The organism is Xaviernesmea rhizosphaerae, assembly GCF_001938945.1.
GTDB lineage: Bacteria > Pseudomonadota > Alphaproteobacteria > Rhizobiales > Rhizobiaceae > Xaviernesmea > Xaviernesmea rhizosphaerae.
This window is the reverse complement of the sequence record NZ_MKIO01000033.1, coordinates 34101-55906: the sequence shown is the minus strand read 5'-3', so window position 1 is coordinate 55906 and position 21806 is coordinate 34101. Positions and strand designations below refer to the sequence as shown.

23 protein-coding genes are annotated in these 21806 nt (G+C 64.3%); 13 read left to right on the top strand and 10 right to left on the bottom strand.

Annotated elements, in window-relative coordinates; all coding sequences use genetic code 11:
* Positions 1–212: 212 nt before the first annotated feature.
* Positions 213–623, bottom strand: a complete 411-nt coding sequence (locus BJF92_RS15430; RefSeq protein ID WP_245294778.1) for an RT0821/Lpp0805 family surface protein — start codon at positions 621–623, stop codon at positions 213–215.
* A 164-nt stretch (positions 624–787) separates the two neighbouring features.
* Between BJF92_RS15430 and pdxH the strand changes: the two genes are divergently transcribed.
* Positions 788–1408, top strand: coding sequence for a pyridoxamine 5'-phosphate oxidase (gene pdxH, locus BJF92_RS15425; RefSeq protein ID WP_075635649.1), 621 nt, complete (start codon positions 788–790; stop codon positions 1406–1408).
* 135 nt (positions 1409–1543) lie between these two features.
* Here the strand turns inward: pdxH and BJF92_RS15420 are convergent, their stop codons facing one another.
* Together BJF92_RS15420 and BJF92_RS15415 are read right to left on the bottom strand one after the other, a co-directional pair.
* Positions 1544–2605, bottom strand: coding sequence for a polysaccharide deacetylase family protein (locus BJF92_RS15420; RefSeq protein WP_245294777.1), 1062 nt, complete (start codon positions 2603–2605; stop codon positions 1544–1546).
* A 126-nt stretch (positions 2606–2731) separates the two neighbouring features.
* The gene (locus BJF92_RS15415) at positions 2732–3646 is read right to left on the bottom strand and encodes a hypothetical protein (RefSeq protein WP_075635647.1); all 915 of its coding nucleotides are present in this window, start codon (positions 3644–3646) and stop codon (positions 2732–2734) included.
* Between the two features lie 472 nt (positions 3647–4118).
* Here BJF92_RS15415 and BJF92_RS15410 point away from each other — a divergent pair, with 472 nt between their 5' ends.
* Positions 4119–4895, top strand: coding sequence for a calcium-binding protein (locus tag BJF92_RS15410; RefSeq protein ID WP_075635646.1), 777 nt, complete (start codon positions 4119–4121; stop codon positions 4893–4895).
* 101 nt (positions 4896–4996) lie between these two features.
* Here the strand turns inward: BJF92_RS15410 and BJF92_RS15405 are convergent, their stop codons facing one another.
* The 4 genes from BJF92_RS15405 to BJF92_RS15390 all read right to left on the bottom strand — a co-directional run bounded on the left by BJF92_RS15405 (position 4997) and on the right by BJF92_RS15390 (position 8476).
* On the bottom strand, positions 4997–5782 hold the full coding sequence (locus BJF92_RS15405; RefSeq protein WP_075635645.1) for a class I SAM-dependent methyltransferase: 786 nt from the start codon (positions 5780–5782) through the stop codon (positions 4997–4999).
* A gap of 88 nt (positions 5783–5870) precedes the next feature.
* Positions 5871–6362 carry a GNAT family N-acetyltransferase gene (locus BJF92_RS15400; RefSeq protein ID WP_075635644.1) on the bottom strand — a complete coding sequence of 164 codons (492 nt, stop codon included), beginning with the start codon at positions 6360–6362 and terminating at the stop codon, positions 5871–5873.
* A 2-nt stretch (positions 6363–6364) separates the two neighbouring features.
* Positions 6365–7780: a metalloprotease TldD gene (tldD, locus tag BJF92_RS15395; protein ID WP_075635643.1), complete on the bottom strand. Its 1416-nt coding sequence runs from the start codon at positions 7778–7780 to the stop codon at positions 6365–6367.
* A gap of 123 nt (positions 7781–7903) precedes the next feature.
* On the bottom strand, positions 7904–8476 hold the full coding sequence (locus BJF92_RS15390) for an invasion associated locus B family protein (RefSeq protein ID WP_075635777.1): 573 nt from the start codon (positions 8474–8476) through the stop codon (positions 7904–7906).
* Between the two features lie 438 nt (positions 8477–8914).
* Between BJF92_RS15390 and coxB the strand changes: the two genes are divergently transcribed.
* The 6 genes from coxB (at position 8915) to BJF92_RS15365 (ending at position 14969) form a co-directional block, all read left to right on the top strand.
* Positions 8915–9796 (top strand): cytochrome c oxidase subunit II, encoded by an 882-nt coding sequence (gene coxB / locus BJF92_RS15385; protein ID WP_075635642.1) that lies wholly within the window; start codon positions 8915–8917, stop codon positions 9794–9796.
* Between the two features lie 14 nt (positions 9797–9810).
* Positions 9811–11502: a cytochrome c oxidase subunit I gene (gene ctaD / locus BJF92_RS15380; RefSeq protein WP_075635641.1), complete on the top strand. Its 1692-nt coding sequence runs from the start codon at positions 9811–9813 to the stop codon at positions 11500–11502.
* A 368-nt stretch (positions 11503–11870) separates the two neighbouring features.
* Complete coding sequence (locus tag BJF92_RS15375) at positions 11871–12818, top strand: heme o synthase (protein ID WP_075635640.1); 948 nt, start codon at positions 11871–11873, stop codon at positions 12816–12818.
* Positions 12815–12958, top strand: a complete 144-nt coding sequence (locus tag BJF92_RS25605) for a hypothetical protein (protein WP_158032236.1) — start codon at positions 12815–12817, stop codon at positions 12956–12958. Before BJF92_RS15375 ends, BJF92_RS25605 begins: the two co-directional genes overlap by 4 nt.
* Positions 12959–13098: 140 nt before the next feature.
* Complete coding sequence (locus tag BJF92_RS15370; protein ID WP_075635639.1) at positions 13099–13710, top strand: cytochrome c oxidase assembly protein; 612 nt, start codon at positions 13099–13101, stop codon at positions 13708–13710.
* Positions 13711–14093: 383 nt separating this feature from the next.
* Positions 14094–14969 (top strand): cytochrome c oxidase subunit 3, encoded by an 876-nt coding sequence (locus BJF92_RS15365; RefSeq protein WP_075635638.1) that lies wholly within the window; start codon positions 14094–14096, stop codon positions 14967–14969.
* 130 nt (positions 14970–15099) lie between these two features.
* Here BJF92_RS15365 and BJF92_RS15360 read toward each other — a convergent pair whose 3' ends face one another.
* The gene (locus BJF92_RS15360; RefSeq protein WP_075635637.1) at positions 15100–15750 is read right to left on the bottom strand and encodes a chloramphenicol phosphotransferase CPT family protein; all 651 of its coding nucleotides are present in this window, start codon (positions 15748–15750) and stop codon (positions 15100–15102) included.
* A 334-nt stretch (positions 15751–16084) separates the two neighbouring features.
* On the opposite strand from BJF92_RS15360, the gene BJF92_RS15355 reads away from it, so the two are divergent.
* From BJF92_RS15355 to rnhA, 5 genes are all read left to right on the top strand, one after another.
* On the top strand, positions 16085–16486 hold the full coding sequence (locus tag BJF92_RS15355) for a DUF983 domain-containing protein (protein ID WP_075635636.1): 402 nt from the start codon (positions 16085–16087) through the stop codon (positions 16484–16486).
* 8 nt (positions 16487–16494) lie between these two features.
* Positions 16495–17295 (top strand): SURF1 family protein, encoded by an 801-nt coding sequence (locus tag BJF92_RS15350; protein ID WP_075635776.1) that lies wholly within the window; start codon positions 16495–16497, stop codon positions 17293–17295.
* A gap of 197 nt (positions 17296–17492) precedes the next feature.
* Positions 17493–18500 carry a 4-hydroxy-3-methylbut-2-enyl diphosphate reductase gene (ispH, locus tag BJF92_RS15345; protein WP_075635635.1) on the top strand — a complete coding sequence of 336 codons (1008 nt, stop codon included), beginning with the start codon at positions 17493–17495 and terminating at the stop codon, positions 18498–18500.
* 107 nt (positions 18501–18607) lie between these two features.
* Positions 18608–19576, top strand: a complete 969-nt coding sequence (locus BJF92_RS15340) for a homoserine kinase (RefSeq protein ID WP_075635634.1) — start codon at positions 18608–18610, stop codon at positions 19574–19576.
* Between the two features lie 118 nt (positions 19577–19694).
* On the top strand, positions 19695–20165 hold the full coding sequence (gene rnhA, locus BJF92_RS15335; protein WP_075635633.1) for a ribonuclease HI: 471 nt from the start codon (positions 19695–19697) through the stop codon (positions 20163–20165).
* 76 nt (positions 20166–20241) lie between these two features.
* Here the strand turns inward: rnhA and BJF92_RS15330 are convergent, their stop codons facing one another.
* Both BJF92_RS15330 and BJF92_RS15325 read right to left on the bottom strand, forming a co-directional pair.
* Positions 20242–20727 (bottom strand): peroxiredoxin, encoded by a 486-nt coding sequence (locus BJF92_RS15330; protein ID WP_075635632.1) that lies wholly within the window; start codon positions 20725–20727, stop codon positions 20242–20244.
* Between the two features lie 128 nt (positions 20728–20855).
* Positions 20856–21683 (bottom strand): protein-disulfide reductase DsbD domain-containing protein, encoded by an 828-nt coding sequence (locus BJF92_RS15325; protein WP_075635631.1) that lies wholly within the window; start codon positions 21681–21683, stop codon positions 20856–20858.
* Positions 21684–21806: the final 123 nt, after the last annotated feature.

Sequence of the window (21806 nt, the reverse complement as noted above, 5' to 3'; positions counted from 1 at the left end):
TTATCCCCTCGCATCCCCGCGAAATGCGTTTGAACCGAGAATGAAAAGCAGAAGCTTAAGGTGGTGTTGCTTTCAGGCGCCGATCGCCTGCATTGGCGCGCCTTGACCCCGTTTCTTTGTGATCGTGGTTAACCGCGCAGGCCTTTGCGTCCCGAAATGGCGGCCGGGCGCGACGGGGCAGCCGCCTCCGCAAGACGGGGGGGCAGGGTGGTTTAGCTGCGGGCGGAGAAGCTGTTGACCACCCAGACGCCATTGCCGTCGAGGCAGGTGTCGCCGTCGAACTTGGCGATCCCCTGGTAGGAATGGCGGGTGGTGGTGAAGCTGCGACAGACGCGCGCGCCGTCACGCCGCTCTTCCACGCGCTCGATGACGCCGGCGCTGCCGGAGGCGCTGTTGGCCCAGGGGATGGGCGCGCCAGACACGGAGGCGGGGTCGGCCTGCGACACCGCGTCTTTCACGGTCACGGCGTCGGCCATGTCATTGCTGGCGACCGTTTTGGGAATGGCGCCGGTCGACAGGCTGGTGTCGATGCTGTTGGCCAGGTCAGCGCCGGTTCCGAAGCAGCCGCTCAGCATCATGCCCATTGCCGACAGGGCAATCAGCCGCAGGCACGAGAAAGCCATTGTCCCACCGATCCCTTTTGCTATGTCTTGCACGGCATTCCTGTCAGCTTGGCACGGCGTCAATGTGTCGGCCGCGGGAAAAGCCGGCCGCATCAGCAAAGCGCCGCGGTGGATTCGGGTCGATCGGCTGTGTCGGTCCTGCCACAGCGGCACGGAAAGGAAATATGACGGAGATTGGGTTAACAACCGGTGACTTCACCGACATGGACGAGCCGCTTTCCCTCTTCGATCTCTGGCTGAAGGAAGCGACGTCGAGTGAACTGAACGATCCGAGCGCCGTGGCGCTCGCAACGGTGGATGAGGATGGCCTGCCGAATGTGCGCATGGTTCTCCTGAAGGAGTTCGATTCGCGCGGCTTCGTCTTCTACACGAATTTCGAAAGTCAGAAAGGCTGCGAAATTCTGGCCACCCGGAAAGCTGCCATGTGCTTCCACTGGAAATCGCTGCGCCGGCAGGTGCGCCTGCGCGGGCCGGTCGAGGTGGTGAGCGAGGAAGAGGCGGATGCCTATTTCCGCTCCCGCCCGCGCGGCAGCCGCATCGGCGCCTGGGCGTCGAAACAGTCGCGCCCGCTGGAAAGCCGGTTCGCCTTGGAAAAGGCCGTGGCCGAATTCACCGCGCGCCATGCGATCGGCGAGATCCCGCGGCCTTCCTACTGGTCGGGCTTCCGCATCCGACCGGTGTCGATCGAATTCTGGAAGGACGGCGCATTCCGGCTGCATGACCGCATCGAGTTCCGCAGGCCGGAGCCGGAGGGAAGCTGGAGCAAGGTGCGCATGTATCCCTGAGAAGAGGAGGCCGGATCGGCCGGCGGCCCGATCCGAGACGGAAATCAAGTCATCGGATCAAGAAGTCGGAACCGCTTTTCCACAAGCATCCGATGCAAAAGCAAAAACCTGGAGCAGCGGACGGATCAAGGGTCTTCAGTCCGAAGCGCGTCCCCTCAGGCGGAAGGGGATGCCCGTGACCAGTGCTGCGAGTTGCCAGGGGCGCTGATAGTGGCCATTGACGGAGACGCGCGGCAGGCCGCCGGGGAGGCTCGCCATCGTGATCGTCCCGGGCCGGGTGGTGTAGCCATGCATGCCATGTTTCAGCACCAGAGCCTGATCGCGCAGGCTGACGGCCGGGGCATCGCCGTAGGGAAAGGCGAAGTGGCGCGCAGGCTGGCCGGTCAGATCGGCGATGAAGCGGGCTGATGCGGCGATTTCGGCCTCTGCTGCCGCGTCGTCCAGCGGCGCCAGCGCCCTGTGGGTGACGGTATGGGCGCCCAGATTTGCGCCCGGGCTGCGCGCCAGCGCGATCAGTCCCCGTTCGTCCAGCATCAGCCTTTCCGTCAGCGCAGCAGGGTAAAGGCCTTCTCTCTCCGCAGCCCGGTTCAGCGTAAGAATGGCGGCCGCCTCATCGGTGCTGCCGCGAATGTGGGCGGCGAGCCGGTCGAAGGCGCGCTGCTTGCCGGCGGGTGTGGAAAGGTCCAAGATCGCGCCCGCCTGCTTGGTAAAGGGGTCGGGCAGGGAGGTTCTGCTTCCGAGGAGTGCGGCGAGCGTCTCCCACCAGGGGCTTTGCCGGCGGCGGGCAAATCCTTCGACCACGAAGACGGTGAAGGGCACGTTGTGGCGGGCAAAGACCGGCGCGGCATGGTCGAGATTGTCGCGGTAGCCATCATCCAGTGTCACGGCGACGAATGGCGGGCGATCGGCAGGGGATCGATCCGCCTCTCTCCGGCGTGCCGCGATCTCGTCCAGATCGACCAGCGACACGCCCGATGCCTTCAGGCGCTGAAGGGCGGCATCGAGAAAATCAGGCGTAACTTCCAGATGGGCATTGGGCGCAAAGCGATCGGCCTGTGCCGGGCGCACACGGTGAAGGGTCAGGATCGTCCCCATGCCACGCGCCTGCTGCATCAGGCCGCAGGCCGCCAGGCCGAAGGACAGCGCCAGCCCGCCGCGGATGGTCATCTGCCACGCAAGCCGCCGTGCAACCGTCAAAGCATGTCCTTCACGTACAAACATCCGCCGGAATTCTAACCAGCGGATCTTAAACACATTTAAAGCAGACACAAAAAAGCGGGCCTTGCGACCCGCCTTTTCGCGTCTGTGCTGGCTCCGCAGAGGTTACATGCGGATATACATGGTCTCGTCGTCGCGCTGACGACCACCCATGACGGCGGCGACACCGGCGGCAATGGCGCCGATCAGCAACGACAGCGTGCCGAAGAGAGCGGCCGAGGCGCTGGCCTTGCGGGCGGTCTCGGCGGCCTGCTGGGCCTTGTTCTTGGCGTCTTCAGCGCTCTTCAGCGTCTCGTCGATGCGGCGATTGGCGTCTGCTTCCGACAGGCCGGTGCGCGAGGCGATCAGCTGAGCCAGATAGGTGCGGTCACCTTCCGGGATCGAGCCGGTGGTGGCGCCGTTCCACAGGATGCGCGAAACCTGAGCGGCCGCATCTTCATCGGCATTCTGGCCGGGCTGGCCGGGCGTTGCCGGGTTTGCAGGGCGCAGCAGGCGATCGACCAGATAGTTCGCGGCCTCATCCGTACGGCCGGACGCGGCAGCGGTTGCCGTGGCAGCCGTTGCCGCCGTCGAGGTGGCGGAGCCGGCAAAGGAAGACACGGCCTGAACGCCGGTGCCGACCGTGGACGAAATCACCGAGCCGAGAATGCCGGCGGCGACCAGCGTGGCGATGGCCCAGGACAGGATGCCATGAGCGGTGTCGCGGAAATAGACTTCGTCATTGTGAAGCCCGCTCCACTTGGTGCGCAGGCGGCCGGCGAGATAGCCGCCGAAGGCCGAGGCCAGCACCTGCATGACGATCAGGCCGATGGCCGTGGAAATCGCAAAGGTGGAGGCGGAGACGGACTCATTGGGGAAAGGCGAGACGAGCGTCAGGCCGAGCGCCGAACCGGCGAGCGTCAGAACGAGCGTGACCGCCGTGGCGCCAACGGCACCGGCGAAAATCGCGCCCCAGCTGACGGCGGAGGTCGGCGATTCGGCGGTCGATGCAATCAGATTGGTCGAGGAATGTGATACCATGGGCTGGCTCCCGAGAGCATGTCGCGCAAGGATAGTGACCGGTTTTGCGAGGATGACATGCGAAAAAACAAAGACTTAAGCGGCAGGCGACTCTGAATTGTCGCGGCGCGCCTTATCGCAGGAACAGAGCGAGAAGGATGATCACCGGGATCGGAACTCCCAGAAGCCAGAGAAGAATTGAGCGTCCCATGATGTCTCTCCTTGGTCGTTCGGCCGCAGACGGGTTCCGGGCCGTTTCAGGTCCGTTCGTTGCGGACCCGCCGTAAACGGCAGAGCAGGGACTTTGTTCCCGCAGGCGGCCACAGCCCTTCGGCTTGTGCGCTGATAAGACTGCTCTTTTGGGATTTTACGGAAGCTTGTCGAAAATTGTCCCGAGATCCGCCGCCGCCCATTAAGACCTTGGTCATTTCCTGCTGTATAAGGTTGCATGAATTAAGGAAAATTCACTGCAAACGCGAATAAGGAGATGGGTATGGGAACGGTGACCTTTTCGAGCAAATATGGAATCGATTTTTACCAGCTGGCTCAGGAGGACCTCTCGACCATCCTGAACTACGACAAGGAGCAGTTCCTGCCTTCGGCCATCACATTTTCGGATGCGAGTGGCGACAGCATGCGCTTTACCGGCACGAAGCTGGTCTACATCAAGTCGAAGGGGGAAGTGGTCGGCATCAAGAGCGGCACGATCACCGGGCTGACGATGGTGGAAGGCGGCCAGAAGATTGTCGAGGCCAAGGGTCTGTCGGTAAAGGGCGTCGACCTCGCCAAGGCAATCGACAGCGGCAGCACCCAGCAGTTTCTCGATACGCTCCTGTCCGGCAATGACACGATCAAGGGCTCGGCGGCCGACGACAGGCTGTGGGGCGCTGACGGCAATGACCGCATCGACGGCGGCGCCGGCAATGACACTCTCTGGGGCGAGGCCGGCAAGGACACGCTGATCGGCGGCGCCGGGGCGGACTGGCTCTGGGGCGGCACGGGCAACGACATTTTGACCGGCGGCGCCGGCAGCGATACCTTCGCTTTCTCCCTCGGCAAGGACAAGGTGACCGATTTCAAGGCCAAGGGCAGCAGCGCCGATCTGGTCGATCTGAGATTCGACATCGATGTCAACGACTTCGCCACGCTGCGCTCGAGCCACATGAAGCAATCGGGCGCCAATGTGGTCATCTATGACGGGGCGGGCGATACGCTGACGCTGACCAATGTCAAGATTTCCGATCTCAGCGAGTCGAACTTCCTCTTCTGACGGAATTCGCGGGATCGCGCCCCCGACAGGCGGTTGCGGCCGTCTGTCGAGGTCGCGGCCGGGAAAGTGGTCTCCGGCTTTCGGATCCTGCCGAGTCTGTTTTACGGCTTGCGCGCCTGCACATGCAGAAAGATGCCGACTACGCGCGTGTCGGCGACTGTCGGCACCGCCTCGGCCAGCTCTTTCGAGGCGCTCGGCTCGCCGAAACGGGTGATCGTCAGGCCGGCGCCGACAATGGCATCCACCCACCAGGACAGCGTCCGGTGGAAGCGCGGAATGGCGAAGGGCGCGAAGGCGGCCTGGCGCTCCGGCGGCGCGGCCGAAAAGATCCAGCGGTCGACCTGCCCCTCGCTCGCATCGAAATAGCCGGCGATCGTCGCGCCCGTCACGTTGCCCTCGGCATCGCGCAGCGTCTTGCGATAGGGCGGCACGAAGCAGGGATGGAGGATGGAAAACTGCAGGAAGCCGCCGGGCTTCAGCACGCGGGCGATTTCGCTCAGCACGCGGTCCTGCTCCGGCATATCCATTAGCGACATAAAGGCGGTGACGAAATCGAAGCGCTCCTTCTCGAAGGGCAACGCATGGGCATCGGCCGTCTGGTAGGTAATGCCGAGCGGCGCGCCGGCCTCCGTCTCCTGCGCATGGCAGATGAAGGTGGGCGCAAGATCCACCGCCTGCATGCGCGCGCCGAGCGCTGCGAGCTGGCGCGTGTTCGTGCCCTCGCCGCAGCCGACATCCAGCCCGTCGAGGCCCGCAATCGGCGGCAGCATGGCGAGGAAGGCGGGGGTGTTCAGCGCGTCACGATAGATATCGTAGCCTTCGCGCGAAAGCTGGGTCCATGCCTCGGCATTGGCCTCCCAGAAAGCGGCAACGTCTTCACGCTTCATCGGTCCGGTCTCCTGGCTTGAGCAAAGGGCGCTGTTAACACGGGCTTTGCGACAGAAGCATGATGTGCGTGGTCAGGCGTTCTTCCGCTCAGACAAGCGACCGCCGATAGAAGCGTGTGTCCACGGCCATGCGCGGAAAACCTTCAGGCAAAGCCATGGGATCGACAGCAGCAAAATCGTTCTTTTCATAGAAGCGGTGGGCGGCCAGGAATTTCTCGGTCGTTCCGAGGAAGACTTCCGTGACCCCGTGGGCGGCCGCGTGGGCCAGCAGCGTGTCGAGCAATTGCTGGCCGGCGCCGATCGCGCTTCCGCGTGCCGGCTTGGCGACGAACATCTTGCGCAGGGCGCCCCGCCGCCCGCCGATATCCTTGAGCGCGATCGTGCCGACGATCCGGCCGTCCATCTCCGCCACCCAGAAGCCGCCGGATCCCGCGCCGTAAAAGCCCTCGATATCGGTCAGATCAGGCTGGTCCTCGGCCGTGATGTCGATCGCGAATTCCTCGCGCTGGATCGGCAGGATCACGGCGACGATCCCCGCTTCGTCGCCTGAACGATAGGGACGGACGGTCAGAGCCACCAAGATTACGCCCTCGTGCCGCCGACGGTCGTCTCGTTCATCCTGAGATGCGGCTGGCCGACGCCGACCGGAACCCATTGGCCGCCCTTGCCGCAATTGCCCATGCCGGTGTCGAGCTTCATGTCGTTGCCGATCATGGTGATGCGCTTCATCGCATCCGGGCCGTTGCCGATCAGCATGGCGCCCTTGACCGGCGCGCCGATCTTCCCGTCTTCGATCAGATAGGCTTCCGTGCAGCCGAAGACGAATTTGCCGGAGGTGATGTCCACCTGGCCGCCGCCGAAGGAGACGGCATAGAGCCCCTTCTTGACCGAGGCGATGATCTCCTCGGGCGTCTTGTCGCCGCCGAGCATATAGGTGTTGGTCATGCGCGGCATCGGCACATGCGCGTAAGATTGGCGACGGCCATTGCCCGTGGGACGCATGCCCATCAGCCGGGCGTTCTGCCGGTCCTGCATGTAGCCCACCAGCCTGCCATCCTCGATTAGGACATTATAGGCGGACGGGGTGCCTTCGTCGTCGATCGTCAGCGAGCCGCGGCGCTCCTCGATCGTGCCGTCATCAACCACAGTGACGCCTTTTGCCGCCACCTGCTCGCCCATCAGGCCGGCAAAGGCGGAGGTTTTTTTGCGGTTGAAGTCGCCTTCCAGGCCATGGCCGACAGCCTCGTGCAGCATCACGCCTGGCCAGCCGGAGCCGAGCACGACGTCCATCGTGCCGGCAGGGGCCTCCACCGCATCGAGATTGACCAGCGCCTGGCGCAGCGCCTCGTCGGCGCCGGCCTTCCAGCTCTCCTCGGTGAGAAACTCGGCAAAGCCGCGCCGGCCGCCGACGCCGAAGCTGCCGGATTCCTGCCGGTCGCCATCGCCCGTCACCACCGAGATATTCAGCCGGGTCATCGGGCGGATGTCGCGCATGCGCTCGCCATCGGCGCGCAGGATTTCCACCACCTGCCAGCTCGCCGCCACCGTTGCCGTCACCTGGCGCACCTTCGGATCGTGCGCGCGCAAATAGGCGTCGATCTCGGCCAGGAGCGCGACCTTGGCCTCGAAGCTCGGCTGGCCGATCGGATTGTCCTCGCCATAAAGGCGGGCATTGGTCTTTTGCGGGGAGGCGGCATAGGTGCCGCTATGGCCATGGGTGACGGCACCGACCGCATCGGCCGCCCGCTTCAGCGCGGACAGCGACAATTCGCCGGAATGGGCATAGCCGACGGCCTCACCGGCCACAGCGCGCAGGCCAAAACCCTGATCGGTATTGAAGCTGCCGCCCTTCAGCCGGCCATTGTCGAAGGACAGAACCTCCGACTGGCCATGCTCCAGATAAAGCTCGCCATCATCGGCGCGGGCCAGCGTCTGTTTCAGAATGGCCTGGACCGAGGCCTCGTCCGCATCGAACAGCGAGATCAGATCGTTCGTCATCGGGGAGGCTCCTGCAGCGTTCGGTCTCTTGGTCGAGTTTCCCATGTAGAGGGCGCCTTCCGCCTCCGCAAGGCTGGCATGGCCATCTCGCGGTGACCCTGGACAAGCGCGCCGATGGGTGCCTCAGGGCAGGGCGTCGTAACCCTCGCCGAAGCCCTTGAGGTCGACGGGAATGCCGATGCCTTCCTCGGGCGACTGGAAGACGATGAAGGTCGCCGTCTGACCCGAGCGGAAGGTTTTCAGAAGTTCGTCTTCCAGCACCACCTCGGCATAGCAGCCATCGTTGAAGCAGCGCACGAAATAGGCGCGGCCGATATCCTTGCCATCGACATTGAGGCCGAGGCCGTTGGGCAGGAGCACGCCGAGCGGGGCGAGAACGCGCAGGATCTTCGCCTTGCGATCGGCGGTCTTCAGGATCACGACCGACAGGCCGACCTCCGGCCGGTCCTCGGCGATCACGTTCTGCATCAGCGCGCATTGCTCGCCGGAGGCGCCGGCCGGCTGGTCGCAGACGATCGACCAGGCTCCGTGATTCGATTTCACCGTGCCCGGCGCATTCGTCTGGGGGGATGCCGGTGCCGATGGGGCGGACGGCTGCGGTGCCGGAGGCTGCTGCGTCTGGGCCTGCGCGCCGAAGGCTGCAGCGACGGACAGGGCGGCCGCGACCGACAGCCGGGAAAGAAGGGGCAAGCCCATGTAAACCTCGAACTCCGAATCGTTGGCGCTATTCTTGAAGCGCGTGCGCGCAAATGAAAAGCCCGGATGGCCCGATGCGGCCGGCAAATCCATGCGCGGCCATGATAAACTGCGTGTTTTCCACCGGGCAAATGCTGCGCTGATTGCCGCATGCCGGTGGCGCGCGGCTCGATCTGCGCGCGTCAGACAAGGCTTTAGACGGGCGTCTTGTGGCGGAAATCAGGCCGGGGCCGTTGCTGGCACGGCCGCCGCGCGAGGCGCGCGCGAAAACCCGGCCAAGATCACGTCCGCGCTCGGGAAAATGCGACAATCCGGCGGATGGACAAACATTGCGACATTGGTCAATCTGTGGTTTGAAACGATGGAGGTTGGCAGGCTTTTCGCCGGCTCCGGGCCGGCAGGTTCGGCGGCGAAAACGGCCAGAGGGGAGAGATCGTTGTGAGGAATAAGGCTATTGCAGCGTCGGTGGCGGCCGGCTGTCTGCTGACTTCGTCGCATGCCTGGGCGGACAAGCCCGTGCCATGGCAAACGGGCATGCAGGCGGCGGCAACCGGGATCATGGACGAGGTGCGCTGGTTCGAGCAGTATACGCTCTGGTTCATCGTGCCCATCACGCTTCTGGTGCTGGCGCTCCTGATCGTGGTGGTGCTGCGCTTTCGCGAAAGCGCCAATCCCGTACCCTCGCGCACCAGCCACAACACGGTGATCGAGATCATCTGGACGGTCGCCCCGGTGTTGATCCTGCTGTTCCTGGCAGTGCCGTCGCTGCAGCTTCTGACCGCGCAGCTGACGCCGCCGGAAAAGCCGGATCTGACCGTCAAGGCGACGGGCAATCAGTGGTACTGGTCCTATGAATACGAGACGGGCGAAAACCCGCTCTCCTTCGACAGTCTGATGGTGAAGGATACGGACCGCGCCGGCCTGGGCAAGGAAGACAGGGAGGTCTATCCGCGCCTTCTGGCCGTCGACAACGAAATCGTCGTTCCCGTCGGCAAGACGGTGCGCATGCTCGTCACGGCGGCGGATGTCATTCACGCCTTCGCCGTTCCGGCCTTCGGCATCAAGATCGATGCCGTTCCGGGCCGCCTGAACGAGACATGGTTCCGGGCCGAGCGCGAAGGGCTCTATTATGGCCAGTGTTCCGAGCTCTGCGGCAAGGACCATGCGTTCATGCCGATTGCCGTTCGCGTCGTCGATCAGGCGCGCTACGATCGCTGGCTGGCGTCGGCCGGCAGCGACCTGCGCGGCGCCAACCGCGCGCTGATGGCCTCGATCGACGGCAAGAAGACCGTCGACGTCGCATTGAACGCAGCCGAATAAGAGGCGGGACAATCATGGCTTCATCCACGCATCACGATTACGCCGGTGCACATCCCGTTTCGGCCCATGAGCCGGGGCATGCCCACCATCCCCAGCTCAGCTTCTTCCAGCGCTGGTTCCTGTCAACCAACCACAAGGACATCGGCACGCTCTATCTGATCTTCGCGATCATCGCCGGCATTATCGGCGGCACGCTGTCCATCTTCATGCGCGCCGAGCTGCAGGAGCCGGGCATCCAGATCTTCCACGGTCTGGCCTCCATGGTCTACGGCTTCGAGGGCGATGCCGCCATCGATGGCGGCAAGCACATGTACAATGTGTTCACGACCGCGCATGCGCTGATCATGATCTTCTTCATGGTCATGCCGGCGCTGATCGGCGGCTTTGCCAACTGGATGGTGCCGATCATGATCGGCGCGCCGGACATGGCCTTCCCGCGCATGAACAACATCTCCTTCTGGCTGATCGTGCCGGCCTTCATCCTGGTGCTTCTGTCGATGTTCGTGGAAGGGCCGGCCGGGGCCTATGGCGCGGGCGGCGGCTGGACCATCTATCCGCCGTTTTCGACATCGGGACAGCCGGGGCCGGCGGTGGATCTGGTGATCCTCGGCCTGCACATTGCCGGCGCCTCCTCGATCCTCGGGGCGATCAACTTCATCACCACCATCCTGAACATGCGCGCGCCGGGCATGACGCTGCACAAGATGCCGCTGTTTGCCTGGTCGGTGCTGATCACCGCCTTCCTGCTGCTGCTGTCGCTGCCCGTTCTGGCCGGCGGCATCACCATGCTGCTGACGGACCGCAATTTCGGCACGGCCTTCTTCGCGCCCGAGGGCGGCGGCGACCCGATCCTGTTCCAGCACCTGTTCTGGTTCTTCGGCCATCCCGAGGTCTACATCCTGATCCTGCCGGGCTTCGGCATCATCAGCCACATCATCTCGACCTTCTCGCGCAAGCCGGTCTTCGGCTATCTCGGCATGGCCTATGCCATGGCGGCGATCGGCGCGGTCGGCTTCATCGTCTGGGCCCACCATATGTATACGGTCGGCCTGTCGCTGGACACGCAGCGCTACTTCGTCTTCGCGACCATGGTGATCGCGGTGCCGACCGGCGTGAAGATCTTCTCCTGGATCGCGACCATGTGGGGCGGCTCCATCCGCTTCGCCACGCCGATGGTCTGGGCGATCGGCTTCATCTTCCTGTTCACCGTCGGTGGCGTCACCGGCGTTCAGCTGGCCAATGCCGGCCTCGACCGGGCCCTGCACGACACCTATTACGTCGTCGCTCATTTCCACTACGTGCTGTCGCTCGGCGCCGTCTTCGCCATCTTCGCCGGCTGGTACTACTGGTTCCCGAAGATGAGCGGCTACATGTATAACGAGTTCATCGGCAAGCTGCATTTCTGGGTGATGTTCATCGGGGTCAACCTGATCTTCTTCCCGCAGCACTTCCTTGGCCTCGCCGGCATGCCGCGCCGCTATATCGACTATCCCGATGCCTTTGCCGGCTGGAACCGGGTGTCGTCCTACGGCTCCTATATCGCCGCCGTCGGCGTCGTGATCTTCCTCTATGGCGTGTTCGAGGCCTTCGCCAAGAAGCGGGTGGCCGGCGACAATCCCTGGGGCGAGGGTGCCAACACGCTGGAATGGCAGCTGTCTTCGCCGCCGCCCTTCCACCAGTGGGAACAGCTGCCGCGCATCAGCTGACCGGCCGATAAGCAACGAGATCGCGCCGCCATCCGGCGCGATCCGGCTCTGACAGCCCCGGCAGCGGGCGCATTGGCGCAAGCAAAGATCGATTGCAGTCTTTTCAAGACGGATATGTCGTGACATAGCCGGACCGGCGGCGCATGCTTTCCGGCGCGGCCTGTGTTGGAGGAGGCGCAGGCCTCGTCCATGGGATGCCGAGCGCAGACAGCGGCTTTGCGTCACATGGGGGAAAGCATGAGGATCGGTTACATCGGTAAGGCCCGGCAATCGCGGCCGTGCCCGATGCCCCTTTCGGCGCCGGAAACGAAAGCGCAAGCGTTTTCCTGTCTTGATGCAGGTAAACGCCCTGAGATTGGATAGTACGAATGACCGCCATCGACGATCGCGAAACGGTCTGTCTCGACGCCGGCCTCCTGTCGGAGGCCACGGCGCGCGATTACCTGGCCCTCTTGAAGCCGCGCGTGATGTCGCTCGTGGTGTTCACCGCCTTTGCCGGCCTGATGCTGGCGCCGGGTCATCTGCATCCGGTGCTGGCCGTGGTGGCCATTCTCTGTATCACCGTGGGGGCCGGCGCCTCCGGCGCGCTCAACATGTGGTACGACGCCGATATCGACCGCGTGATGACCCGGACGGCCCGCCGGCCGATCCCCGCCGGCCGCATCCGCCCGGGTGAGGCGCTCGGCTTCGGCCTGACGCTGTCGGCCTTCTCGGTGGCGATCCTGGGCCTGGCCGTGAACTGGCTGTCTGCCGGTCTGCTCGCCTTCACCATCTTCTTCTATGCCGTGATCTATACGATGTGGCTGAAGCGCTCGACGCCGCAGAATATCGTCATCGGCGGCGCGGCCGGCGCCTTTCCGCCGATGATCGGCTGGGCCTGCGTGACCGGCGGCGTCTCGCTCGAAAGCATCGTGCTGTTCCTGATCATCTTCCTGTGGACGCCGGCCCATTTCTGGGCGCTGGCGCTGTTCAAGATGAAGGATTACGAGGCCGTGGGCGTGCCGATGATGCCGAATGTCTGTGGCGAGGCGACGACCAAGACGCAAATCCTGGTCTATGCCGTGCTGACCGCCGCCGTCGGCGTGGCGCCGGCAGCCATTGGTCTCTCCAGCCCCGTCTATGGCGTCTTTGCCGGCCTGCTCGGCGCCGTTTTCGTCTGGCTGTCGGTCAAGGTCAAGCGCATGCCTGACGGAGACAAGGCGATGGTTCCGGCCAAGAAACTGTTCGGCTACTCCATCCTCTATCTCTTCGTGATCTTCGCCGCGCTGATGATCGACCGGCTGGCGCAGGCGCTGATGACGGGGGCCTGGGCATGATCCAGCGGGTGACGCTGACCGAAGCGCAGAAAAAGTCGCGCCGTAGCCGGAACGTGGCGGTCGGCCTGGCGCTCTTCGCCCTGGTGGCGCTGTTCTATGCGATCACGCTGATCAAGTTCGGGGCGGGAATGGCGCATTAAAGCATCGGACCGAAAAGTGGGAACCGGTTTTCGGGACAATCTGATGCGAAACAAAAAAGTGAGAGCATCGGACCGAGAACTAGGAGCCGGTTTTCGGCGGCATGATCTGGGATTCGCACGCACGGAAGGAGGAGCCGGGCATGACGGACGGGACGCAACAGACGATGCAGGGAAAGCGGCGCAATGACGGGCTGATCGTTGCCGCCTGTCTGGCCTTCGTCGGCGGGATGATCGGCATGTCCTATGCGGCCGTGCCGCTCTACGACATGTTCTGCCGTGTCACCGGCTATAACGGCACGACGCAGCGGGTGGAGCAGGCCTCCGATACCATTCTCGACCAGCGCATCCGCGTGACCTTCGACGCCAATATCGGCGGCGGGCTTCCCTGGCGCTTCACCCCAATCGACCGCGCGGTCGAGCCGCGCATCGGCGAGACGGTGCAGGTCTCGTTCAAGGTCAAGAACATCGCTTCGGTCCCGACGACGGGGCAGGCGGTGTTCAACGTCACGCCGATGGCCGCGGGCGCCTATTTCAACAAGGTGCAATGCTTCTGCTTTACGGAGACGACGCTGCAGCCGGGCGAGGAGCGGGAAATGCCCGTAGTCTTCTTCGTCGATCCCGAGATCGTCAAGCCGATCGAAACGCGCGGCATCCGCACGCTGACGCTCTCCTACACCTTCTATCCGCATACGCCGTCGAAGCCGTTGGCGAGCGTGAAGGGCGCCGTGGTTCCTCCGCCGCAGGGTGGCTGAACATTAGAGCATCGGACCGAAAAGTGGGAACCGGTTTTCGGAACACTCCGATGCACAAACAGAGAATGGAGAGCATCAGACAGCATCCGGCTTTCAGTCAGATGCTGTCAAGCGGTGGAGCCGGCCGGGATCTGTGCGATTGACCGGACCGGCCTTCGACTGGAACTGGCAGGACGCCGAGGAAAAAGGCGACCTGTGGCAATGGCTCTGGATTACAGGCGAATTCAGGGTAAGTTGATGGGAAGGAAGGCCTTGCCGGCGCATCGACAGGCAGGGCCGGGCGGGAATTTTCGATCAGGACGGCCCGGCGGCGGAGGATGACGCGCGGGCCCGCCTGGCGGGAACGAGCGCAGAGCGTCGAGGACGGAGACGGGGGAGTATTCATGGCCGAGGCACACCAGAAGAATCACGACTATCACATCATCGATCCGAGCCCCTGGCCGCTTCTGGCCTCGATCGGCGCCTTCGTCATGGCCTTTGGCGGCGTCGGCTATATGCGCTATCTCTCGGGCGGCAGCTTCCACCTGTTCGGCCTCAATCTCGCCAATCCCTGGATCTTCTTCATTGGCCTCGCCGTGGTGCTCTACACCATGTTCGGCTGGTGGTCGGATACGATCAAGGAGGCGCATGAGGGCCATCACACCCGCGTCGTCTCGCTCCACCTGCGCTATGGCATGATCATGTTCATCGCCTCGGAGGTGATGTTCTTCGTGGCCTGGTTCTGGGCCTATTTCGATGCCAGCCTCTTCCCCGGCGAGGCGATCCAGGCGACCCGCGCCACCTTCACCGGCGGGCAATGGCCGCCGAAGGGCGTCGAGGTGCTCGATCCCTGGCATCTGCCGATCTACAACACCGTGATCCTGCTCCTGTCGGGAACGACGGTGACGTGGGCGCACCACGCGCTGCTGCAGAACGACCGCAAGGGCCTGATCACCGGCCTGTCGCTCACCGTCGTGCTCGGCGTGCTGTTCTCTTTCGTGCAGGCCTATGAGTACATGCACGCGCCCTTTGCCTTCAAGGACTCGATCTACGGCGCCACCTTCTTCATGGCCACGGGCTTCCATGGCTTCCATGTGCTTGTTGGCACCATCTTCCTGCTCGTCTGCCTGATCCGCGCCGTGAAGGGCGATTTCACGCCGCAGCGCCATTTCGGTTTCGAGGCAGCCGCCTGGTACTGGCACTTCGTCGACGTGGTCTGGCTGTTCCTGTTTTTCGCCATCTATGTCTGGGGTGGCTGGGGCGCGCCGATTGCCGGCTAAGGCACCGGACCGGAAACCGGGAGCCGGTTTTCGGGAAAGTCCGAGACTCTGAAGGGCGCAATGGCGCTGGCCCCCGAGATGCGGCCGGCGCTTTTTGGCGAGACGCTGCCGGACCCGGGCTATGGCCTGGTCAGCGCGCGCGCCAGGTGCCGTTGATCTGCTCGAACACACTCGGCCGCTCGCGCGGTGCGCAAAGCCGATCGAGGATCTGGGTGGCGCAGTTTTCGGGCGACAGGCTCGCGGTGTCGAGCGCGAGATCATACTGGCCCGGCTGATGCACGGCTTTCTGCCAGAGCAGGACAGGACGCGGCACGGGCTGGTTCGGCATGGGCCGCGCATAGCGCGTGCCGTTGGCATTCGGGTCGGCGGCGCGGCGGGCGAGGATCTCCGGCAGCGTGCAATAGACGCCGACGAAGAGAACCGGCAGCCCATCGAGCCGCCGGGCGGCGTCCTGCAGGAGGTTCAGCGCGCGTGAATGCCCGTCATGCAGGCCGACATCGGCCACGACCGGCAGGCCGCAGCGCGCATGGGCGGCAATCGACTCCCAGAGGCCGGCATAAAGCCGCGGCAGGTGTTTCTCAAGATCGGCCCGCTCGCCGCCCGGCCTGAGGCCGATCCCCGGCAGGAGCTTTTCCGGCGTGGCGCGGGCATAGACGTCCACGCCCAGATTGATCCAGATCTCGTCTGCCTGCGCCTGAAGGGCGCGCGCGATCGAGGTCTTGCCGCTGCGCGGCGCACCGTTCAGGATGACAATGGGGGCGGGCGCCTGGATGTCGGTCATGCGGCTTGTTCCTGTCCGGCGGGCGGCGCCCGGTGCCGGCATGGCCGGGCCGAAGCAACGGGGCTTGGAATGAAGGCTGGGCTCTGACAGGTTTTCCTGCCAAAAGCGAGGGCTCGGCGCATCGGATCGAAAAACCCGAAGAGGCTTTCGACCCGATGCGCCGGTCTCGCTGGCGGCGGGCCTGCTCCTGCAAACCGAAACGCCGCACATTAGAGAATCGGACTGAAAATAGCACGCAGAACAATGCTCTATAATTTTGTTTTTGCATCGGATTTTTCCGAAAACCGGTTCCCACTTTTCGGTCCGATGCTCTAATCGAGACGGGGAGAACAGCATGTCCGATGATCAGGCCCTCTGGCCGCCTGTCGACCCCGTGAAATCGGGGCTGACCGGACATTGCCCGCGCTGCGGACAGGGCCGGCTGTTTCAGGGGCTGCTCGCCGTGCGCCCCGCTTGCACCGCCTGCGGGCTCGATTTCGGCTTTGCCGATTCGGGGGATGGCCCTGTCGTCTTCGTCATTCTGATCGTCGGTTTCATCGTCGTCGGCCTGGCGCTCTGGGCCGAGATCAATTTCGCGCCGCCGCTCTGGCTGCAGATCGCGCTCTGGGGGCCGCTCGCCATCGTGCTCAGCCTGGTCGCGACGCGGCTGATGAAGGGCGTGCTGATCAACCTGCAGTTCCGCCACGATGCCCGCTCCGGCAAGCTCGACCGGCCGGACCCGGAAACCCGCCCATGACCGAGCCGATGCCTTCGCAGACCCCGGCAGAGACGGCGTCGGGTCGCAAGCTGTCTGGTAATCGGTTGCCGGGCCGCCGTCTGTCTGGCTTGGGGCGCGGGGTGGGGGCCCTCTGCCTTCTTCTCGTCTTCGTCCTGCTCGTCGGCCTCGGCACCTGGCAGATGCAGCGCCTCGCCTGGAAAGAGGACCTGCTTGCGGCCATCGCCGAACGCCGTGCGGCCCCGCCTGCCGATCTCCGCGCGATCGAGGCGATCGCGGCCGGCGGCGGCGATGTGGATTACCGCACGGTGCGGGTGGAAGGCCGTTTCCTGCACGACCGCGAACGCCATTTCTTCACCACCTGGAACGGCCAGCCGGGCTATGCCGTCTACACGCCGCTGGTGCTTGCCGATGGCCGCATGCTCCTCGTCAATCGCGGCTTCGTTCCCTATGAGCGCAAGCCGGTCGAAACGCGCGCGGCCGGCCAAACTGACGGCTTGGTGACGATCACAGGGCTGGCGCGGGCCCGGCTTCCCGCCAAGCCCTCCTTCATCCTGCCGGACAACGAGCCGGCCAAGAACATCTATTACTGGAAGGATTTGGAGGGGATGATCCGCGACGACAGCCTCGATCCTGGCCGCTTCGTCCCCTTCTTCATCGATGCCGATGCCACGCCCAATCCCGGCGGCCTGCCGGTCGGCGGCATCACGCTCATCGATTTTCCCAACAACCATCTGCAATATGCCCTGACCTGGTACGGGCTCGCCGCAGCCCTGCTGGTGGTGACGGTGGCGTTCGTCATGAGGGCGAAACACCCGCCGAAGCCGTAGATGCTATGCGCGACGGGGCGCACTTTCCCGTGGCGTCGCTGCGGCGGACATCCTATATCGGGCACGCAGAAAGCCATTCGAGCGGGCGCTGGCACGTCCTGTCCGCCTTGTCGTGAAAATGAGACTAAGCGTAGCGGGCGAGACGCCTTCGCCTGAAACGCTCCTGCTCCGTCTGCGGAGCGTCTAAGGGAGATCCGATGAGCCTGACGACCGTCAAACAGCCTTTGACCATCCGCCTGTGCGGCCCGAGAGGGTTCTGCGCCGGGGTGGACCGGGCGATCCAGATCGTCGTGCTCGCGCTGAAGGAATTCGGCGCGCCCGTCTATGTCCGTCACGAGATCGTTCACAATCGCTATGTGGTCGAGGGGCTGGAGGCCAAGGGGGCGATCTTTGTCGAGGAACTGGACGAGATCCCGCCGGAGCATCGCAAGCAGCCGGTGGTGTTTTCCGCCCATGGCGTGCCGAAGAGCGTGCCGGCGGATGCCGAGAGCCGCAATCTCTTCTATCTCGATGCCACCTGTCCGCTGGTCTCGAAGGTGCACAAGCAGGCCATGCGCCATAACCGGCTCGGGCGCCATGTGGTGCTGATCGGCCATGCGGGCCATCCCGAGGTGATCGGCACGATGGGGCAGCTGCCCGAGGGCACCGTGTCGCTGATCGAGACGATCGAGGATGTGGACGCCTATGAGCCTGCCGATCCCGACAATCTCGGCTTCGTCACCCAGACCACGCTGTCGGTGGACGACACGGCCGGTGTGATCAAGCGGTTGCATGAGCGCTTCCCGAACCTGACGGCACCGGCCGCCGATTCGATCTGCTATGCGACAACCAACCGCCAGGAGGCGGTCAAGCAGGCCGCGCCCGGCTGCGACCTGTTCCTGATCGTCGGCGCGCCGAACTCGTCCAATTCCAAGCGGCTGGTGGAGGTCGCCTCGCGCGCTGGCGCCAAGGCCTCGTTCTTGGTTCAGCGGGCGGCGGAGATCGATTGGAGCCAGATGGACGGTGTGCGCACGGTCGGCCTGTCGGCTGGCGCCTCGGCGCCGGAGGTGATCGTCAACGAGATCATCGAGGCCTTCCGCGAACGCTTTGACGCGCGGGTCGAGCTGGCCGATACGGTCGAGGAAAACGAGAATTTCCTCGTCAACCGCGAGCTGCGCCATGTGCCGCTGACCACCTCCGACATGGCCTTCGTCAACGGGGAATGAGTGCCGGCCCTCTTGCCGCGGCAAGGCGGGCGCGCCATACAGCGCGTGGGAAGCCGGACCGCGATCGGCCGGATCGTTCCTGAGGGCCAAGCGACGAGGGGCTGTTCGTGGCTGTTTACACCGATATCACGGAAGGCGCATTGCGCGGCTTTCTCGAAGCCTATGACATCGGCCGTCTGACGGCCTATAAGGGCATTGCCGAGGGCGTGGAGAACAGCAATTTTCTGCTGCACACCACCGAAGGCCCGTTCATCCTCACGCTCTATGAAAAGCGGGTCAATCCGGATGATCTGCCGTTCTTTCTCGGGTTGATGGAGCATCTGGCTGCGCGCGGCATCTCCTGTCCGCTGCCGCTCACGCGCCGCGACGGCACGTTGCTGGGCGAGCTCGCGGGGCGCCCCGCCGCCATCATCACCTTTCTCGAAGGCATCTGGCTGCGCCAGCCGGAGGCGCCGCATTGCGCCGCGCTCGGCCGGGCGCTGGCCGGGCTTCACCGGGCGGGCGAAGGCTTTGCGCTGAAGCGGGCCAATGCCCTGTCGGTCGAGGGCTGGCGGCCGCTCTGGGAAAAGGCGCGCGAGCGCGCCGACGAGATCGCCGAGGGACTGCGCGCAGGGATCGATGCCGAGCTCGCCTTTCTGGAGCGCAGCTGGCCGAAGGGCCTGCCCTCGGGCGTCATCCATGCCGATCTCTTTCCGGACAATGTTTTCTTCATCGGCGACGCGCTGACCGGTATCATCGACTTCTACTTCGCCTGCAACGACACGCTCGCCTATGATGTGGCGACCTGCCTCAACGCCTGGTGCTTCGATGACAAGAGCGGGGTTTATGACGCGGCCAAGGGCCAGGCCTTCCTCGCCGCCTATCAGGCCGAGCGGCCGCTGACCCCGGACGAAGTCGCGGCGCTGCCGCTGCTGGCGCGCGGCTCGGCGCTGCGCTTCTTCCTCACCCGCGCCTATGACTGGCTGTCGACGCCGCCGGGCGCGCTGGTTGTCAAGAAGGATCCGCTGGAATATTGGCGCAAGCTGCGCTTCCATCAGACCATCGAAACGGCCGAAGGCTATGGCCTGACGGGCTGAACGGCAAAATGACGGCAGACGGCGGCCTGTGTGCGCCTCTGCCACGGGATGCCGGTAGGAGCTGTCGCGCACTGTCAGGCGCGGAGCTTCGCCGGTCCGCAAGGGAGTTTGGACGATCATGAAACATGTCGAGATCTACACCGATGGCGCCTGCTCGGGAAATCCGGGGCCGGGCGGCTGGGGCGCGGTGCTGCGCTATGGCGATGTCGAGAAGGACATGCATGGTGGCGAGGCGGCAACGACCAACAACCGCATGGAGCTGATGGCGGCGATCACGGCGCTGAACGCGCTGAAGTCGCCCTGCGAGATCGATCTCTATACCGACAGCAAATATGTCATGGACGGCATTTCCAAATGGATCCATGGCTGGAAGAAGAACGGCTGGAAGACGGCGGACAAGAAGCCGGTGAAGAACGGTGAACTCTGGCAGGCGCTCGACGAGGCCCAGCGCGTTCACAAGATCACCTGGCATTGGGTGAAAGGCCATGCCGGCCATCCGGAAAACGAGCGCGCCGACGAGCTGGCCCGCTTGGGCATGGCGCCCTTCAAGAAGGGCGGCGCGGCTTTGATGGAGAAGGCCGCGGGCTGAGCGCGCAGGCTTTTTAAGCGTCGGCCCCTGGACGGGGCCGACGTGAGGCGGCAGTGCGTGACAAGAGCCTATCGGCTCAGAGCTGCTCGAGCATGTGAGCGGCCGAGGAAACCGTGGCCTGGCCCGGGCTTTCCTCGATGTTGAGCATCTTCACCACGCCATCCTCGACCAGCATGGAGTAGCGCTTGGAGCGCACGCCGAGTGTGCCGGCCGAGAGGTCGATGTCGAGGCCGAGCGCCTTGGTGAAGGCCGCGTCCCAATCGGACAGGAAGTGGATCTTGTCCACGCCGCCCGATGCGGTCGCCCAGGCGCCCATGACGTGAACGTCATTGACCGAGACGACGGCGATATCATCCACTTCGCGGGCCAGGATGGCGTCGCGGTTTTCGAGATAGCCGGGCAGGTGGTTCAGCGAGCAGGTGGGCGTGAAGGCGCCGGGAACGGCGAAGAGCACGATGCGCTTGCCGGAAAAGAAGCTGTCGGTCGAGACTTCGACCGGCCCGTCGGGGGTCTTTTCCTTGAACGTGGCAGGGGGGAGCTTGTCACCGATGGCAATGGTCACAGGCAGGTATCCTTCAAATTGACGGGAGGAGCGATGCGCAGACCGGCATCGGCGTCACTATAGAGCATGCGAGCGAAAAGTGGGAACCGGTTTTCGCCGCGCGCGGAGGCGAAAAGGAACAGCCGGTTCTACTCAAACACCAGCGGCATTTCGACGGCTCTTCGGCCTGAGACGAGAACGGCCGTGATTCCCGCTTCGGCGGGCGCCGCCGCCGCTCTGGGAAGGCGCAGCGTCGTTTCGGCCCGGAAGCGGCCGGGCCCGGCGGGAACGATCTTCGGCGTGCCGAAGGAGGCGCCTTTGCTGCTGGACAGAAAGATCTGCGGCGGCTCGCCGGCGGGGGCGGTCAGCTCCAGCACGAGCTTGGCGTCCTTTACCCGTGCAGAGGTCACGGTCAGGTCCGGCTGCGGCGGCCCCGGCAGGCTTTCTTCGGCCAGCGCAATACGGGCCTTGTCCAGCGGATTGGCGGCCGCAGGGCCTGACAGATCGGCCGAAAGGCTGGCCTGGACCGGAACGCAGATATCCTTGCAGACGCCGATCATCACCTGCGCCGTCACGCGCGCCGGCATCGCGCCTGCTTCATGCGAGAGCACGAGCGGCAGGGTGACGCCATCGGCATAGCCGACGCTGCGCGCGGAGCCTTCCTCGAAGGCTTTCGGCGCGGGAAACCTGACGCCATCGAAGCGAAGGCCTGGACCGGAGACCGTGATCTGTGGCGGCAGGCCGGAACTGCCCGGATCGATCCAGTAGGTCTTCCAGCCGGGCGCCAGCCGGATGTCGAGCATGGCGGGGATCTTTCCATCCGCTTCCGGCGCGGACGCCACCAGACGGATATCAACGCCCTCCGCCCGAACCGGATCGCTCTGCGCGGCGTTTGCCGGAGGCAAAATAAAAAAAGCCGTCAAAAGGCTTGCCAGAGCCGCCCCTTGAGTCACATTCTGTCTGAACTGCTCGGTCATGCGTGGCCTATACGTGTTTTGCATCAGTCGGCCTAGAGCATCGAATTGGAAACGGGTGTCACGTTTTCGGGACAAAGCGGTGCATAGGGCGGCTTGAGGGGAGCCTTCCGATCATATTCGTTT